Consider the following 17,061-nt stretch of genomic DNA (forward strand, 5'->3'; position numbering starts at 1 on the left):
CGCTCATCCACGCTCTCCTCACGGAGCCTGAATCAGATCGCGCCTCTCACATCAATGGGTCCTGACCCTAACGAAGATCAGGCACTCTGCGGTCATGCGCGAGCGAACATCAGAACGCCAGAATAGTAAAGCCGTCGAAATCATGTCGACCTGGGACGGTCTTGGTCAAAAAACACGATAGACTTGTCTGTCGATGCCCCCGACAGTTCTCCCGATATTCGTGTTTTGCCCCGCTTAATCGGGATAAGCGCTGGGGGAATGTATATGCAGCCTGTCCGGGCCGCCGAACACTCGAAACGTCGCTTTGTCGCATTGGATGGGTTGAGGGGGGTCGCGGCGCTGATGGTCGTGGCATACCATATCGGTATCTTCCTGAAGTTCCCGAGCGGAATGACGGTCCATGGCAATATCGCGGTGGACTTTTTTCTGTGTCTTAGCGGTTTCGTCCTCGCCTTCGCGCATGAGCGGCGGTTGCGCGAGAACGGCGGTGAGCTGGCGCGCTTTCTGATGTCACGGGTGGTTCGGCTCTGGCCAAGCGTGCTCGCCGGATCGGTGGCGGCCTTGCTCGTAGCGCTCGGCATGGCGGGCGGTCCGGGGGCGTCATCCGCCTATCGGGCGTTTGCCCTGTCCCTCGTCGTCCTGCCGCGTCTCGAGGGGCAGAATCTGGTCTGGTTCAACGGCGTCTATTGGTCGCTTTTTGCCGAGATCCTCGTCAATCTGCTTTGGGCGATTTCCGTCAAGGCCCTCGGCAATCGCGGGCTGATCACGATCGCCTTCGTCCTTTCGGTCGCGATTACCTGGATCGCCATCGACCATAATAGCGTCCATTTCTTTTATCAGTCGGTCGATATGATCGTGCCAACGACGGTCAGGGCCTTGGCGTCCTTCTGCATGGGGGTGGTCGCATACCGGATCTACGAGGCGCGTCGCGTGAAGGCGGATGTTGCGCCCGTGATCCTGATCGCCGCACTCCTCTTTCCGATGATCGTGCCCGGCGTCTCCTGGTTTGGCATCCCGCTGTCGCTCTTCTACATCCTGTGCGCCAACCCGATGATCGTATTGCTCGGCGCACTTGGGCAACGAGAGCAGTCGCGCGTGCTGACATGGCTGGGGAATATCTCCTTCCCGCTATATGCCACGCATCTGCCGGTCGTCATGCTGCTCTCTCGATTGATGGCGGGCCAGCCGCTCGCCGAGCGACTGATCGCAGCGGTCGGTATCGTGGGGGCTGCGCTGATCGTGGCGGAGATCGTCCGCCGTTTCGTCGAAAAGCCGGCGCTCGCCTTTCTGGGCGCGCGCCTGCTCCTCCCGCGTCGCGCCGTTTCGGTCGGCTAGCGCGATGCGACGAGCGGCGCCGGCCGATGCTCGGCCTCGGCACGCAGAAAGGCCCTCCACGCATCGACGAAGGTCGGCATCGAGAACGCGTCGAGACGCGCCTCGAGATCAACCCGCCGTGCCGCGATCTGGTCCGGGCGGAGTTCGGCGAGCTGTATCATTCCCGCGGCTATGGCCTCGACGGAGTGCGGATCCACCGCGATCGCACTTGGTCCCGCGACCTCTTCGAGGACGCTGTCGGCGCTGATCAGCGGCACCAGTCCGTTGCGCATCGCTTCCGCGACGGGGACGCCGAATCCTTCGAGAAGGCTCACCAGCACGAACCCCCGCGCATGCGCATAGAGCCAGCGCAACTGCTCGTCCGAGACATAGGGCAGGAGGATGACGCCGGGGGTTTGCTCGGCCTCGGCGATGACGGCCTCGGATCCCGGCTCGCGACTCCCGCAGATGACATAGCGATAGCCCGCATCGGCAAGGCCCGCGCGTGCGAATGCGCGGATGCTGGCCAGCTGGTTCTTGCGGCGCCCGATGCTGCCCACGGTCAGCAGAAACAGGCCTTCGACGCCGTCCACGGCGTGTTGCGCGCCACCCGCCACGCCGGTGCGGATCGGCGGATAGATTACGGTGGCGGGGGACCCGGTGCCATAGAGGCGCTGAAATGCCGCCTTAGATGCCTGGCTGACAAAGGCCATGCGGGGCTGGCGTTCGGCGATGCGCGCATAGACCCGCTTGTAGAGCGCGGTGACGGACGGGGCGAAGAGTTCGGGATGCGTCAGGGGGCCGAGATCATGGCACAGCACGGCATCATGCGACGTGACGTGCCAGCCCAGGACGGTCATCGGATCGAGATGAAGGACCGCACGTCGGCTCCGCTGTCGCGGCACCAGCCTGGGATACCGGGCTCTGAGGCGATCCTCTTCGGCCCATAATCGGCCGATGACTTTGCGGGACAAGGCATTGACGCCGACCCTTTCGGGAAGTCTCCATATCTTCACGCTGCGAAATACCTCCGGCAGCGTGTCGATAATGTCCCTGCCGATAAAATACTTCCCGGTTCGATTGTGAAGCGAAAGGGTGAAGTCGACGTCCCATCGTTGAAAAGACTTGCTAATAGTATTTCATCCCGAAATAATCGGTCATATGCGCCATAGAGCTACCAGAAATCAGCAAATGGGTCATGTCGAAATCGGAATGGGGGGGGCGATTTCTAACAATCAGAAAATGCGGCGGAGCGGGTGCTGTGAGGCACAGAGTTCGCTATGCCGGCTATCGCTGCTTATAACAGCGCATCTCACGGCATAGTCAGGCGATGATCGGGTCACGCCCGTCAAGACTGGTCGACACTCTTGGAAACGATGGAGCGGGTAACGGGAATCGAACCCGTGTATTCAGCTTGGAAGGCTGCTGTACTACCATTGTACTATACCCGCGAAGCCGGCGTTGCCGCGGCCTGCGCCCCCGCTCTGACCGTCGCAAAGGCGAGACGGGTGGCAGAAGGTGTAGGGTCGCGATAGCGCGGGTCGTGGGGTGGTGCAAGCCGGGGCAGGATGGTTCATGGTTTGCTGACGAAAATCGGCTACCCGTGACGCCATGTCCGACGCGCCCGTGCTTCCCGAGACGACCAGCCTGACCCTGCAGCGGCGCCGCGCCGCGGATCCGCGCCCCGCGTCCGCGGTCAGTCACGGCGCTGGGCTGGCGGGGCTGGCGGGGGTGCTCGGCTGGGTGGCGTGCGCGCGCGGCTGGGGGATGGACGGGCCCTATGCCGCGCTGGTCAACCTGCTCGCCTGCGCGGTCCCGATGATCCTGTGGTCGGTGCTGGTCGACAAGGTCCATCGCCGGCCGAGCACCGGGCTGGACTGGTCGCGGCCCCGGCCATGGCGCGAGACGATCGACGTCAGCCTGACCAAGCTCGCCGCCTTCTGGGTGACCTGGGCGGGGATCGCGGTGATCTATGGGACCGGGCGATTCTATTGGGAGGGGAATTTCGCGTTTGCGATGTGGTGCTTCACCAATGCCGCGCCGATCCTAATGCTCGTGTCGATCCCCTATGTCCTCTGGCTCGACCGCTATCTGGTCGCGCCGAAGGACGGAGCGTGGTCGCTCGGGGCATGGCTGACCGGGCAGCCGGGGGTCGACCGCGCGGCGCTCCACAACCACCTGCGCAGCTGGGGAGTGAAGGCGTTCTTCCTCGCCTTCATGCTCGCGATCGTGCCGGGCGGGTTCGGCGAGTTCATCCGCGGCGACACAAGCGCGATCCTGCGCGACCCGGTCGCGCTTGCCAGGTGGCTGATCACCTTCATGTTCCTGATCGACGTCGCCTTTGCGACGGTCGGCTATGTCCTGACGCTGCGACCGCTCGATTCGCATATCCGCAGCGCCAATCCGTTTGCGGCCGCGTGGATGGCGGCGTTGATGTGCTATCCGCCGATCATCCTGATGAGCGACGGCGGGCCGATGGACTATCACCCGGGCACGCAGGAATGGGACGTCTGGTTCCAGTATCACCCCGTCCTGCTGGTGCTGATCGGCGCGGTGCTGGTCGTGCTGACCGCCATCTATGCGTGGGCGACGATGGCGTTCGGCCTGCGATTCTCGAATCTCACCAACCGCGGGATCCTGACGCACGGGCCCTATGCCTGGTCGCGGCATCCCGCCTATCTGTCGAAGAACCTGTTCTGGTGGCTGTCGACGATCCCCGTGCTGACCACGGGGACGCCGATCGACGCGATGCGCGCGACCCTGCTGCTCGCGGCGGTCAGCGGGGTCTATTACTGGCGTGCGCGGACCGAGGAGCGGCATCTGGGCCTCGACCCCGATTACCGCGCCTATAGCGACTGGATGGCGCGCAACGGACCGGTACCGCGCCTCCTGGCGTGGGTGGCCGGGTCGCGCCGAGCGTCAGGCGCCTAGAAGCTTTCCACGCCGTAAACCTTGGCGATATCGCCGCCCCAGACACCGTTATACTTGTCGAGCAGCAGCTCGGCGGGGACCTTGCCCGAGCGGACGATGTCGCGCAGCGGATCGAGGAAGCCGGTCTCGTTGTCGCCCGCCTTGTTCAGGCGCGCGCGCGACGACAGGCCGGCACCCGCGATATCGAGCACCTGTGCGGCGATGTCGCGCAACTGGCCGCCACCTGCGATCGGCGCATTCAGCCCGAGCTTGGGCACCGAATCGCGCAGCGACTGGCGTTCGTCGATCGTCCAGCCCTTCACCAGATCCCATGCCGCATCGAGCGCACCCTGATCGTAGAGCAGCCCGACCCAGAGCGCGGGGAGCGCGCAGATCCGGTTCCACGGCCCGCCATCGGCGCCGCGCATCTCGAGGAAGGTCTTCAGCCGCACCTCGGGAAAGGCGGTCGAGAGATGATCGGTCCAGTCGTCGAGGGTCGGCTTTTCGCCGGGCAGGACGCTGAGCTCGCCTTTCAGGAAGTCGCGGAAGCTGAGCCCCGCCGCGTCGATATATTTGCCGTCGCGGTAGACGAAGTACATCGGCACATCGAGCGCATAGTCGGTGTAGCGGTCATAGCCGAAGCCGTCCTCGAACACGAAGGGCAGCATGCCGGTGCGGTGCGGGTCGGTGTCGGACCAGATATGGCTGCGATAGGACAGCATGCCGTTGGGCTTGCCCTCGGTGAACGGCGAATTGGCGAACAGCGCGGTCGCCAGCGGCTGGAGTGCCAAGCCGACGCGGAATTTCTTCACCATGTCCGCTTCCGACGCGTAATCCAGGTTCACCTGGATCGTGCAGGTCCGCAGCATCATGTCGAGCCCCATGCTGCCGACGCGCGGCATGTGACGCAGCATGATCGCATAGCGCCCCTTGGGCATGATCGGCAGCTCCGCGCGGGTCTTGTCGGGCCACATGCCGAGACCGAGGAAGCCGATGCCGAGCTTTTCGCCCGCGGCCTTGACCTGTTCGAGATGCCGGCCGGTCTCGGCGCAGGTTTCGTGAAGGGTCTCGAGCGGCGCGCCCGAGAGTTCGAACTGGCCTGCGGGCTCTAGGCTGATGCTACCGTCCGCACCGGTCATCGCGATGACGTTCTCGGTACCGTCGGGGCCGCGCTCGAACACGGGGGCCCAGCCATATTGCTCGAGCTCGCCGAGCAGCGCGCGGATGCCGCCCGCCTCGGTGTACGAAGGCGCGCGGTGATCGTCCTTCGCGTACACGAATTTCTCGTGCTCGGTGCCGATCCGCCAGCGGTCCTTGGGCTTTTCACCGCGCGCGAAGCTGGCGATCAACTGGTCGCGCGACTCGATCGTCGGGCTGGTCTTTGCAGGGGCGGTCTTGCTCGTCATCGCCGCGCCTTACGCGGCGATGAACGAGGGTGCTAGAGGGGATTCGGACCGGTCGGTAGCAATGTCACGCGACCGGTGACGGGACGGGCGGTTCGGCCGCCCAATCGCCCGCCGCCGCCATCCACAGCGCGACCGCTGCCGCCGCTGCGGTTTCCGCGCGGAGGATGCGCGGGCCGAGGCCGATGCCGACCGCCTGCGGGTGCGCGCGAATCGCGGCACGCTCGTCGGCGTCGAAACCGCCCTCAGGGCCGATCAGGATCGCTGTGGGACCGGCATGCGCGCGCATTGCCGCGAGCGCGGGCGCGCCGCCGGTCTCGTCCGCAAAGAACAGCGTGCGATCGGCGGGCCAGTCGCGGAGCAACGCTGCGAGCTTCACGGGTTCGGCGACCTGCGGCAGCGCGGTGCGCCCGCATTGCTCGGCCGCCTCGATCATGTGCGTGCGCAGACGGTCGGTATTGGGCTTGTCGACCACGGTGCGGCGCGTGACGACCGGGACGAGCCGGTCGACGCCGAGCTCGCACGCCTTCTCCGCGAGCCAGTCGACCCGGCCTTTCTTGAGCGGCGCGGCGCAGAGCCAAAGATCAGGCACCGCCTCGCGTTCGCGGAGCCGTTCGGTCACGTCGAGGACGAGGTCGCGCTTGCCGACGCTGGCCGCGGTGGCGAGCCATTCGCCGGTGCGGTCGTCGAACAGCTTGACCGGGTCGCCGATCTTCAGCCGCATGACGCCGGCGAGATAATGCGCGGCGGGGCCGTCGACCGCGAGTGGGCCGGGGCTGAGCGGGGTGTCGACGAACAGCCGCGGCGTGGATTGCGGCGGCCAAGCTGGGGTTGCAGGCATGGCGGGGGCCTAGCAAATCCCGCCGCATGCGGGGAGGGCGTTTCGCTCGTTCGCGATACTCCGCCGTCAGGGGGGATTGGTTAGCGGCGGTTCCAGAGTTTGCGGGCGACGATCCATACGATGATCGCGACCGCGATGCCGAGGATCAGTGCGCCCGCCACCGCGCCGGCGACGCGGAAGATGCCCCAGAAGAGCGCCTCGACGAAACGGCCGACCGCGACCGACAGGCCGATCATGCAAAGGGGCTCGAACGCGACACTGACGTGATCCTAGCCGCTGCGGGCTTGCGCGCCAAACGCCGTCTTCCTACGCCCCGCGTCATGCAGACCACACCGAGCCCGATGGACATCGTCCCCGACAGCGAACATCGCGGCCTGGTCGCGCGGCTGCCGCCGACGCTGCGCGGGCTGGCGCTGCTGGCTCGGTTCGACCGGCCGATCGGCTGGTGGCTGTTGTTCTGGCCCGGCGCCTGGGGGATCGCGCTGGCGGGCGGGGCCTGGGCGCGCTGGGATCTGATCGCATGGTTCCTGCTCGGCAGCATCGCGATGCGCGGCGCAGGCTGCGTGTTCAACGACATCGTCGACCGCGATCTCGACGCGCAGGTCGCGCGGACGCGGGCGCGGCCGATCCCAAGCGGGCTTGTCTCGTTGCGGCTGGCGTGGATCTGGCTCGGCGTGTTGGCGCTCGTCGGGCTGGTCGTGCTGCTGCAGCTGACGCCGCTCGCCGCGGTCGTCGCCCTGGCGAGCCTCGCGCCGGTCGCCGCCTATCCGTTCATGAAGCGCATCACCTGGTGGCCGCAGGCATGGCTCGGGCTGGTGTTCAGCTGGGCGTTGCTGGTCGGGTGGAGCGACATCGCCGGCGCGCTGACGTTGCCGATGTGGCTGCTCTATGCGGGGTCGATCGCCTGGGTGATCGGCTATGACACGATCTATGCGCTGCAGGACCGCGAGGACGATGCGATGATCGGCGTCCGGTCGTCCGCGCTGCGCATGGGGCGGCATGTAAAGGCGGGGGTCGGGATTTTCTATGCGATCGCGGTCGGGTTCTGGGCGGCGGCGTTCTGGACGATGCGGCCCGATCCGCTTGCGATCGCCGCGCTGGCGCCCGCCGCGCTGCATCTGGGGTGGCAGGTCGCGACGCTGCGCGCGGACGACAGCGCCGGTGCGCTCGCCCGATTCCGCGCCAACCGCTTCACCGGGTTGCTGATCTTCCTCGCCTGCATGGTTGTCGGCACGAGCCTGTGACCCTAGATCGGCGACATGCTCACACCCGATCAAGCCCGCGACCGTGCCCATGACATCGTAGCGCGCGCCAAGGCCGCCGGCGCGGATGCCGCCGATGCAGTCTTCGCCGCCGATGCCTCGCTCGACGTTTCGATCCGCCTCGGCAAGCTCGAGGATATTGGCCGGTCGGAGAGCGAGGACCTGGGCCTGCGCGTGTTCGTCGGCAAGCGGTCGGCGAGCGTCTCGACCTCCGACCTGTCGTCCGCGGCGATGGACGCGCTCGCGGCGCGCGCGGTGGCGATGGCGCGCGAGGCCCCCGAGGATGCCTGGGCCGGCCTCGCCCCTGAAAACCGCCTGTTGCACGGCGTACCGCCGATGCTCGGGCTCGCCGATCATGGTGAGGTCTCGCCCGAGCAGCTACGCGATGCGGCAACCGCGGCAGAGGATGCGGCGCGCGCGGTGCCCGGCGTGACGAACAGCGAAGGCGGCGGCGCGAGCGCGTCGAGCAGCGTCTGGGCGCTGGCCACCAGCCATGGGTTCGCGGGCGCCTATGCCTCGACCGCCTATGGCGTGTCGGCGAGCGTGCTGGCGGGCGAGGGCGGCGCGATGCAGCGCGACTATGCCTATCACAGCGTGCGGCACCGCCAGCATCTCGAATCGCCCGAGGCGATCGGGCAGCGCGCGGGCGAGCAGGCAGTCGCGCGGCTCAATCCGGGGCGGCTCGCGAGCGGGCCGATGACCGTGGTGTATGACCCGCGCGTCGGCAGTTCGCTGCTCGGACACCTGATCGCGGCGATCGCGGGGCAGGCGATCACGCGCAAGACCAGCTTCCTGCTCGATTCGCTGGGATCGCAGGTGTTTGCGCATGGCATCACGATCCGCGACGATCCGCATCGGCCTTACGGATTGCGGTCGCGGCCGTTCGATGGCGAAGGGCTGCCGGTGTCGCCGACCGCGATCATCGAGCACGGCATGCTCGAAAGCTGGCTGCTCGATTCGGCCTCGGCGCGGCAACTGGGGCTTGAGCCGACCGGCCATGCCGCGCGCGGCGTCAACGGCGCGCCGGGCGTGTCGACGAGCAACGTCTTCATGGAAGCGGGCACGATGCCCCCCGAGACGCTGATCGAGGATATCGTGTCGGGCGTCTATGTGACCGAACTGATGGGCGGCGGCGCGAATGGCGTCACCGGCGATTACAGCCGCGGCGCGGCGGGCTTCAGAATCGAGAATGGCGTCATCACCGGGCCGGTCGCCGAATTCACGATCGCGGGGAATGCGAAGGACATGTTCCTGGCGATGACCCCCGCCAACGACCTCGAATTCCGCTACGGCATCAACGTGCCCACGTTGCGTGTGGAGGGGATGACGGTGGCGAGTGGCTGAACCGCCCCCGGGTCCGGTCACGACGTTGCGCGCGGCGGTCGAATCGATCGCCGCCGAAGCCGGGCAGATGGCGCTCGCGCGGTTCGGGACCGATTTCCACCGCTGGGAAAAGACGCCGGGCAGCCCGGTGTGCGAGGTCGATATCGATATCGACCGGATGTTGAAGGTGCGGCTGTCCGCACTGTTGCCCGATGCCGGCTGGCTGTCGGAGGAAACCGCCGACAATCCCGCGCGGCTCGCGCGCGACCGGCTCTGGGTCGTCGACCCGATCGACGGCACGCGCGACTACATCCGGGCACGTCCGGGCTGGTGCGTGTCGATTGCGCTGGTCGAGCGCGGGCGGGTGGTGATCGGCGTGCTCGATGCGCCGGCGCGGGGCGAGATCTGGTCGGCGGCGCTGGGCGAAGGCGCGACGCTCAACGGTGCGGCATTGCAGGCCGGATCGCGCACCGACTTTCCCGGATCGCGCGTGCCGACCGATGCGCTGCCCAAGGCGGATCGCGATCTGGTGGTGGTCGAGAAGCCCAATTCGATCGCGCTCAGGATCGCGATGGTCGCGGCCGACCGTGCCGATCTGGTCGCGACGCTGCGCTGGGGGAATGAGTGGGACATCGCCGCCGCCGCGCTGGTCGCGAGCGAGGCGGGCGCCGCAGTGACCGACGCGGTCGGGATCCCGTTGGTGTTCAACAAGCCGCGCCCGCAGGCGTTCGGGGTCGTCGCGAGCACCCGCGGGATCCACCGCGCGGCGATCGCGCGGCTAGCGGATCGGGCGGCGGCTATTCTCGGGTAGGGCTGGGCGCTTCGCTGGACACGAAAAAGGCCGGAGGTTTCCCTCCGGCCTTTTTCGTTTTTGTTGAGCGCCGCGGCTAAGCCGCGTCGTCGGACCTCGCCTGAGCGAGGCCGGCCGAGCTTGTAAGCCTGGCCGGCTTCGCCATGCCGGGCTTACGCGCTCTGCTTGGCCCGACTCGCGCGCTTGCGCTCGTTCGCATCGAGGAAGCGCTTGCGCAGACGGATCGACTTCGGCGTGACTTCGACCATCTCGTCGTCGTCGATATAGGCGATCGCCTGCTCCAGCGTCGCGCGCTTCGGCGGGGACAGGCGGACTTGGTCGTCCTTGCCGCCGCTTGCGCGGAAGTTGGTCAGCGCCTTGGTCTTCATCGGGTTGACCTCGAGGTCGTCCGGCTTCGCGTTCTCGCCGACGATCATGCCCTCATAGAGCGCCTCGCCGTGACCCACGAACAAGATGCCGCGCTCTTCGAGCGGACCCAGTGCGTAGTTGTTCGCTTCGCCCGACCCGTTCGAGATCAGCACGCCGTTCTTGCGGCCTTCGATCTGGCCCTTGTGCGGACCGTACTTCTCGAACAGCCGGTTCATGATGCCCGTGCCGCGCGTGTCGGACAGGAATTCACCGTGATAGCCGATCATCCCGCGGCTCGGCGCCGAGAAGGTGATGCGGGTCTTGCCGCCGGTCGACGGACGCATGTCGGTCATCTCGGCCTTACGGATGTTCATCTTCTCGACGACGGTGCCCGAATGCTCCTCGTCGACGTCGATGATGACGGTCTCGTACGGCTCGGTCTTCTTGCCGTCCTCGTCCTCGCCGAACAGCACGCGCGGACGCGAGATGCCGAGTTCGAAGCCCTCGCGGCGCATCGTCTCGATCAGCACGCCCAGCTGAAGCTCGCCACGACCGGCGACTTCGAAGCTGTCCTTGTCGGCTGCCTCGGTCACCTTCACGGCGACGTTCGACTCGGCTTCGCGGAACAGACGCTCGCGGATCATGCGCGACGTCACCTTGGTGCCCTCGCGGCCCGCCATTGGCGAGTCGTTCACGGCAAAGCGCATCGACAGCGTGGGGGGATCGATCGGCTGCGCGTGCAGCGGCTCGGTCACCGTGATGTCGGCGATCGTGTCGGCGACGGTCGCAACCGAAAGCCCTGCGAGCGAGATGATGTCGCCGGCCTTGGCTTCGTCGACCGGCACGCGGTCGAGACCGCGGAACGACATGATCTTGGACGCACGACCCGTCTCGATGATCTTGCCGTCGTTATCGAGCGCGTGGATCGCCTGGTTGGTCTTCACGGTGCCCGAATTGACGCGACCGGTGAGGACGCGGCCGAGGAACGGATCGCGGTCGAGCAGCGTGACGAGGAAGGTGAAGGGCACGCCGGCGACTTCCACGGCGGGAGGCGGCACGTGCTTCACGATCGTCTCGAACATCGGGATCAGCGTGCCTTCGCGCGCGTCCATGTCGGTCGAGGCATAGCCGTTACGGCCCGAGGCGTAGAGCACGGGGAAATCGAGCTGGTCGTCATTCGCGTCGAGCGAGACGAACAGATCGAACACTTCGTCGAGCACTTCCTGGATGCGCGCGTCGTTACGGTCGACCTTGTTGACGACGACGATCGGCTTGAGGCCGAGGGCCAGCGCCTTGCCGGTGACGAACTTGGTCTGCGGCATCGCGCCTTCCGACGAATCGACCAACAGGACGACGCCGTCGACCATCGACAGGATGCGCTCGACTTCGCCGCCGAAATCGGCGTGGCCGGGCGTGTCGACGATGTTGATGCGGATGCTCTCGCTCTCGCCCGGGGGCGTCCAGTCGACCGAGGTCGGCTTGGCGAGAATCGTGATCCCACGCTCCTTTTCGAGGTCGTTGGAATCCATTGCGCGCTCTTCGACACGCTGGTTGTCGCGGAAGGTGCCGGACTGGCGGAAGAGCTGGTCGACCAGCGTCGTCTTGCCGTGATCGACGTGCGCAATGATCGCCACGTTGCGGAGGCTCATGGGAATGCTTTCGGTTTGGACGGAATTTGCAGGCGCGCTTAGCGTTTATTCCGCGATGCGGCAAGTTTGGCGTTTCGATTGCCGCCCGAATGGTTCCCCGCTGCCGGAAAAATCGCCGATCGCGAGCCTGTTTCGGGGTGGCCCGCACCAGCGTCCGGGCGAGCCGCCAAGACGATTGCGTGGCTTGCGTGTATTATCTAGACACCACAGTTGAATGCGGGTGTCGTTCCCCTAGGATGCGGCACCGATTGGAGGATTGCATGGCGACGACACCCGAGACGCTGACGACCGAGCCTGGCCTGGTCCTGACGCCGCCCGACCCCGTGCCGACCGTCTCCGCGACGAAAGCCGCCGGGCTCGTGCCGGTCGACGCGGGGGTGAAGTCGCAGCTCGACGATCGCGTCGCAGGCTTTGTCACCGATCTGGTCGCGCAGGACGTCAACAGCCCCGAATTCGGCAAGCGCGTCGATGCGATCACCGCGATGGGGGCGAAGGAAATCCGCGAGGCGGCGGGCCAGTCGAACCGGTTCCTCGATCGCCCGGTTCGCGCGATGGATCAGGAGACCGGCGTCGGCAAAGATCTGGCCGAGCTGCGCCGCGTCGTCGAGGATCTCGATCCCGGCAAGAAGGGTAACCTGACCGCGCCACAGAAACTGTTCGGGATCATCCCGTTCGGCGGCAAGATGCGCAATTATTTCGACGGCTACAAATCGTCGCAGACGCATATCGCGCAGATCCTGAAGAGCCTGTCGTCGGGCAAGGACGAGCTGCTGATGGACAATGCCGCGATCGATACCGAGCGCGCCAATCTGTGGGCGGCGATGGGGCGGCTTGAACAGATGATCCATCTGTCGAAGACGATGGATGCGAAGCTCGAGGACGTCGCGAACGATCTCGACCACAGCGATCCGGCCAAGGCCAAGGCGATCCGCGAGACCGCGCTATTCTACACCCGCCAGCGCACGCAGGACCTGCTGACGCAGATGGCGGTCACCGTGCAGGGCTATCTCGCGCTCGATCTCGTCAAGAAGAACAATGTCGAGCTGGTGAAGGGCGTCGATCGCGCCTCGACCACAACCGTGTCCGCGCTGCGCACCGCGGTGACGGTCGCGCAGGCGCTGACCAACCAGAAGCTGGTGCTCGAACAGATCACCGCGCTCAACACGACGACCGCGAACATCATCGACTCGACCGGCAAGCTGCTGAAGTCGCAGACCGCGCAGATCCATGAGCAGGCGGCATCGGCGACGATCCCGCTGGAGACGCTGCAGCGCGCGTTTCAGAATATCTACGACACGATGGACGCGATCGACGTGTTCAAGCTGAAGGCGCTCGACAGCATGAAGACCACGGTCGGCGCGCTGTCGAACGAGGTCGACAAGTCGCGCGGCTATATCGCGCGGGCGGAGGGCGCCACCCAAGGTCAAAATGGGGGGCAGCTGGGCGACCCGTCGCCGAGCGCGTTCAAGCTGGAGGCGATGTAAGGCGTGAGCGAAGTCGACGACGCCATCGCCAGCGCGCGCGCCTCCTGGTCGCGGATCTCGGACGACCGCGGCGCCGTCGGCGCGGCCCGGCTGCCGACGCGGGCCCGTGTGCGCAATACGCAGGCGATCGGCAAGCGGCTGACGCGGATCGTCGTGGCGGATGCGGTGATCCTGATTGCCGCCATGGTGATCGGCTGGGTGGTGCCACTAGGGATCGGCGGGGCGATGCTGGTGATGGCGTTGCTGGTCGCGGCGACCTTGCTGTTCGCGATGTGGCCCGCCGAGCGCGCGCCGACGCCCGAGCGGCTCGCGTCTGTCGATATCAAGGCACTGCCGCGGCAGACCGAGCGCTGGCTCGAAGCGCAGCGTCCCGCCTTGCCCGCGCCCGCAGTGACGCTGGTCGACCGGATCGGCCTGCGGCTCGAAACGCTCGCGCCGCAACTCGCGCGCTTCGCCGACGACGCGCCCGAGGCGATCGAGGTGCGCAAGCTGGTCGGCGAGCAGCTGCCCGCGTTCGTCAAGGATTACGAACGCGTGCCCCAGGCGCTGCGCACGACGCCGCGTAATGGCCGCACGCCCGATGCCGAACTCGTCGCGGGGCTGTCGCTGATCGAGCAGGAGATTGGCGAGATGACACAGAGGCTCGCGCAGGACGATCTCGACACGCTGGCGACGCGCGGTCGGTTCCTCGAGATGAAATATCGCGACGAGACCTAGCAGGCCGCCATGGCAGGGCGGAGATGCTCTCCATGCCGTTAAACCTCAGCTTAACAGCACATTCCGCTTCGGTTCAGCCCGACTCGGATAGAGCGGGACCACGGTCGCGGTTCATGCGTTTGCTTCTTGCGGACCGGACGTAGAGGAGGTTCCCGATGAACGGATTGATGAAGAAGGCAGGTCTCGGCATCGCGCTTGCGGCGACCGCGCTGACCGCGGCGGCGCCAGCCGATGCTCAGCGCTGGGGTCGCGGCTATCGTGGCGGCGGCTGGGGTGGGTATCACCATCGCGGCGGCGGCAATGTCGCGGGCGCGGCGGTGCTCGGCGGTATTCTGGGGCTTGGCGTGGGTGCAGCGATCGCGAGCAGCAACCGCGACCGCTATGTCGACCGCGGCTATTATAATGGCGGCTATTATGATGGTCCGCCGGTACGGACCTATTACCGCCAGGATTATCGCCCGCGGTGCTGGAGCGAGTGGCGGGTCGATCCCTATTATGGCGATCAGGTCCAGGTGCAGGTCTGCAGCTGATCTGATCTGACGGAAAACGCGGCGTCGGGAGCAATCCCGGCGCCGTTTTTTTGTGGCGCCACCGGCCCGCTTGCGGCTAAGCGCGCGCGATGACCGACACGCCCCCAGATCGCCTTTCGACCAACCATCGCAGCCCGTTTTTCCAGCAGGAGCTGCTGGAGCGCGGGATCGGCATCCGCTTCAAGGATGGCGTGCGCCACGACGTCGAGGAATATTGCATCTCCGAAGGCTGGATCCGCGTCGCGCTCGGCAAGAAGGTCGATCGCAACGGCAACCCGCTGACGCTGAAGCTGTCGGGGCCGGTCGAGGCATGGTTCGAGCGGCCTGCGGCGAGCGACGCCGACGAGGGCTGAGCCTCGCGTTCACGAAACCTACCCCGTCATCCTGGGCTTGACCCAGGATCCAGAGTCACAGGCGCTACCCTGCGTAACTCTGGATCCTGACTTTCGTCAGGATGACGGGGAAGGGGCGTGGCTTAAGCCGCCACGCCCTCCAGAGCCTCGCTCGCCTCGAGCCACTTGGCTTCGCTCGCCTCGAGCTTCGCATTCACCTCTGCGCGGCGCTTGCTGAGATCACCCATCGACATGCGCGAGAAGCGCGGCTCGGCGTTGGCCGGGTCGACCATCGCGCGGTCGATCGCGTTGCGTTCCTTGGTGAACTTCGCGGTCTGCTCCTCGACCTCGCGCAGCGTCTTGCGCAGCGCCGCGTCGTTGCTCTTGGCCTCCGCCGCGGCTTTCTTGCCCGCCTTCTTGTCGGCCTTCGACGCAGCATCGCCCTTGCCCGCATCGCCCTTCAGGACGAACGCGATGTAATCGTCGAGGCTGCCGTCGAATTCCTTCGCCGTGCCGCCATCGACCAGCACGAGCCGGTCGGCGGTCAGCTCGAGCATGTGACGGTCATGGCTGACCAGCACGACGGCGCCGGTATAGGCGTTGAGCGCCTGCACCAGCGCCTCGCGCGCGTCGACGTCGAGATGGTTGGTCGGCTCGTCGAGGATGAGCAGGTGCGGCGCGTCGCGCGTGATGAGCGCGAGCGCGAGCCGGGCGCGTTCGCCACCCGACAGCTTGCCGACCTTGGTCGTCGCCTTGTCGCCGGAGAAACCGAACCGGCCGAGCTGGCCGCGCACCGCGGCGGGCGTCGCGCCCTTCATCAGATGCGCCATATGCTCGATCGGCGTATCGTGCGGATCGAGTTCCTCGACCTGATACTGGGTGAAATAGCCGACCTTCATCTTGTTCGACGACGCCATGTCGCCGTCCATCGGCGTCAGCTGCGCCGCGAGCAGCCGCGCGAGCGTGGTCTTGCCGTTGCCGTTGCGCCCGAGCAGCGCGACCCGGTCGTCGGGATCGAGCCGCATGTTGAGCCGCTTCAGAATCGGCACGTCCGCATAGCCCACCGTCGCCATGTCGAGCGTGATCAGCGGTGGGCGCAGCTCGGTGGGGTTGGGGAAGCCGAACGAGAGCGTCGGATCATTATAGCTCTCGGCGATCGGCTGCATCTTCGCCAGCATCTTCTGGCGCGACTGGGCCTGCTTGGCGGTCGAGGCGCGCGCACTGTTCTTCGCGATATATTCCTGGAGCTTCTCGCGCTGCACCGCCTGGTTGGCGCGCGCCGCCTCGATCTGCGCCAGACGCTCGGCACGCTGGCGCTCGAACGCGTCATAGCCGCCGGGATACAGCGTGATCTTGCCGCCCTGCAGATGCAGGATGTGATCGACGACGTTGTTGAGGAAATCGCGCTCGTGGCTGACGACGACGATCGTCGCCTTGTAGCTCTTGAGGAAATCCTCGAGCCACATCACCGCTTCGAGATCCAGATGGTTCGAAGGCTCGTCGAGCAGCAGCAGGTCGGGCTGCGAGAACAGCAGCGCGGCGAGCGCGACGCGCATCTTCCAGCCACCCGAGAAGCTGTCGAGCGTGCGTGCCTGCATCTCCTCGTCAAAGCCGAGGCCGAGCAGGATCTGCGCGGCGCGCGCGGGCGCGGTATAGGCGTCGATCGCGATCAGCCGCTCGTACACGTCGCCGAGCCGGTCGGGATCCTCGCTGGTCTCGCTCTCGATCATCAGCGCGGCGCGTTCGAGATCGGCCTCGAGCACGGTCTCGAACGGGGTCTTCACGCCGTGCGGGGCTTCCTGCGCGAGATAGCCGATGCGCGCACCCTTGGGCATGTCCGCGGAGCCGTCATCGGGCTCCAGCTGCCCTGCGATCACGCGCACCATCGTCGACTTGCCCGCACCGTTGCGGCCGATCAGCCCGACACGGCTGCCCGGCGGCAGCGCCGCACTGGCGCCGTCGAGGATAACGCGTCCGCCGAGGCGCACCGTGATATTGTTCAGGTTCAGCATGGCCGCGGGCGTTAGCAGATGCAGCATGGTTTTGCGAGGGGGCGGGCGAGGCGGGGCAGCGCCGATCGCGGGGCGGCGGCTCTCGCCCTCCCGTCATCCTGACGAAAGTCAGGACCCAGGGTTAC

15 protein-coding genes and 1 tRNA gene are annotated in these 17,061 nt (G+C 66.5%); 9 read left to right on the plus strand and 7 right to left on the minus strand.

Annotated features, from left to right (window positions below; genetic code table 11):
• Nucleotides 1-183: 183 nt before the first annotated feature.
• Complete coding sequence (locus IFT71_RS12615; RefSeq protein ID WP_192141312.1) at nt 184-1,335, plus strand: acyltransferase family protein; 1,152 nt, start codon at nt 184-186, stop codon at nt 1,333-1,335.
• Here the strand turns inward: IFT71_RS12615 and IFT71_RS12620 are convergent.
• A complete protein-coding gene (locus IFT71_RS12620) occupies nt 1,332-2,174 on the minus strand; it encodes a glycosyltransferase family 4 protein (protein WP_192141314.1) in 843 nt (280 codons plus the stop codon). The genes IFT71_RS12615 and IFT71_RS12620 overlap by 4 nt on opposite strands.
• Nucleotides 2,175-2,691: 517 nt before the next feature.
• Nucleotides 2,692-2,765 (minus strand) — tRNA-Gly (locus tag IFT71_RS12625).
• Between the two features lie 160 nt (nt 2,766-2,925).
• On the opposite strand from IFT71_RS12625, the gene IFT71_RS12630 reads away from it, so the two are divergent.
• Complete coding sequence (locus IFT71_RS12630; protein WP_192141316.1) at nt 2,926-4,245, plus strand: methyltransferase family protein; 1,320 nt, start codon at nt 2,926-2,928, stop codon at nt 4,243-4,245.
• On the opposite strand, the gene IFT71_RS12635 is transcribed toward IFT71_RS12630, so the two are convergent.
• The 3 genes from IFT71_RS12635 to IFT71_RS12645 form a co-directional block, all read right to left on the minus strand.
• Nucleotides 4,242-5,630, minus strand: coding sequence for a glutamate--cysteine ligase (locus tag IFT71_RS12635; protein ID WP_192141318.1), 1,389 nt, complete (start codon nt 5,628-5,630; stop codon nt 4,242-4,244). The two genes, IFT71_RS12630 and IFT71_RS12635, sit on opposite strands and share 4 nt — an antisense overlap.
• A 64-nt stretch (nt 5,631-5,694) precedes the next feature.
• Nucleotides 5,695-6,468, minus strand: a complete 774-nt coding sequence (locus tag IFT71_RS12640) for a 16S rRNA (uracil(1498)-N(3))-methyltransferase (protein WP_192141320.1) — start codon at nt 6,466-6,468, stop codon at nt 5,695-5,697.
• A gap of 80 nt (nt 6,469-6,548) precedes the next feature.
• Nucleotides 6,549-6,704 carry a hypothetical protein gene (locus IFT71_RS12645; RefSeq protein WP_166746254.1) on the minus strand — a complete coding sequence of 52 codons (156 nt, stop codon included), beginning with the start codon at nt 6,702-6,704 and terminating at the stop codon, nt 6,549-6,551.
• Between the two features lie 84 nt (nt 6,705-6,788).
• On the opposite strand from IFT71_RS12645, the gene ubiA reads away from it, so the two are divergent.
• The 3 genes from ubiA to IFT71_RS12660 are packed head-to-tail and all read left to right on the plus strand — an operon-like array spanning nt 6,789 to nt 9,864.
• Nucleotides 6,789-7,712 (plus strand): 4-hydroxybenzoate octaprenyltransferase, encoded by a 924-nt coding sequence (ubiA, locus tag IFT71_RS12650; protein ID WP_192141322.1) that lies wholly within the window; start codon nt 6,789-6,791, stop codon nt 7,710-7,712.
• Nucleotides 7,713-7,727: 15 nt separating this feature from the next.
• A complete protein-coding gene (locus IFT71_RS12655) occupies nt 7,728-9,074 on the plus strand; it encodes a TldD/PmbA family protein (protein WP_056407249.1) in 1,347 nt (448 codons plus the stop codon).
• Nucleotides 9,067-9,864: a 3'(2'),5'-bisphosphate nucleotidase CysQ gene (locus IFT71_RS12660; RefSeq protein ID WP_342212651.1), complete on the plus strand. Its 798-nt coding sequence runs from the start codon at nt 9,067-9,069 to the stop codon at nt 9,862-9,864. Before IFT71_RS12655 ends, IFT71_RS12660 begins: the two co-directional genes overlap by 8 nt.
• Nucleotides 9,865-10,016: 152 nt before the next feature.
• Here IFT71_RS12660 and typA read toward each other — a convergent pair whose 3' ends face one another.
• A complete protein-coding gene (typA, locus tag IFT71_RS12665) occupies nt 10,017-11,861 on the minus strand; it encodes a translational GTPase TypA (protein WP_056674093.1) in 1,845 nt (614 codons plus the stop codon).
• A 260-nt stretch (nt 11,862-12,121) separates the two neighbouring features.
• Here typA and IFT71_RS12670 point away from each other — a divergent pair, with 260 nt between their 5' ends.
• The 4 genes from IFT71_RS12670 to IFT71_RS12685 all read left to right on the plus strand — a co-directional run bounded on the left by IFT71_RS12670 (nt 12,122) and on the right by IFT71_RS12685 (nt 14,945).
• Entirely contained in the window at nt 12,122-13,345 is a 1,224-nt protein-coding gene (locus IFT71_RS12670; RefSeq protein ID WP_192141324.1) for a toxic anion resistance protein, read from the plus strand.
• Nucleotides 13,346-13,348: 3 nt separating this feature from the next.
• A complete protein-coding gene (locus IFT71_RS12675; RefSeq protein WP_192141325.1) occupies nt 13,349-14,062 on the plus strand; it encodes a hypothetical protein in 714 nt (237 codons plus the stop codon).
• Between the two features lie 155 nt (nt 14,063-14,217).
• The gene (locus IFT71_RS12680) at nt 14,218-14,592 is read left to right on the plus strand and encodes a hypothetical protein (RefSeq protein ID WP_031393114.1); all 375 of its coding nucleotides are present in this window, start codon (nt 14,218-14,220) and stop codon (nt 14,590-14,592) included.
• A gap of 89 nt (nt 14,593-14,681) precedes the next feature.
• Nucleotides 14,682-14,945 carry a DUF3297 family protein gene (locus IFT71_RS12685; protein WP_037529686.1) on the plus strand — a complete coding sequence of 88 codons (264 nt, stop codon included), beginning with the start codon at nt 14,682-14,684 and terminating at the stop codon, nt 14,943-14,945.
• A 122-nt stretch (nt 14,946-15,067) separates the two neighbouring features.
• On the opposite strand, the gene IFT71_RS12690 is transcribed toward IFT71_RS12685, so the two are convergent.
• Nucleotides 15,068-16,936 (minus strand): ABC-F family ATP-binding cassette domain-containing protein, encoded by a 1,869-nt coding sequence (locus IFT71_RS12690; RefSeq protein WP_031440648.1) that lies wholly within the window; start codon nt 16,934-16,936, stop codon nt 15,068-15,070.
• Between the last annotated feature and the right edge of the window lie 125 nt (nt 16,937-17,061).

This window comes from Sphingomonas sp. CFBP 13733 (assembly GCF_014841795.1).
GTDB classification, from domain to species: domain Bacteria; phylum Pseudomonadota; class Alphaproteobacteria; order Sphingomonadales; family Sphingomonadaceae; genus Sphingomonas; species Sphingomonas aerolata.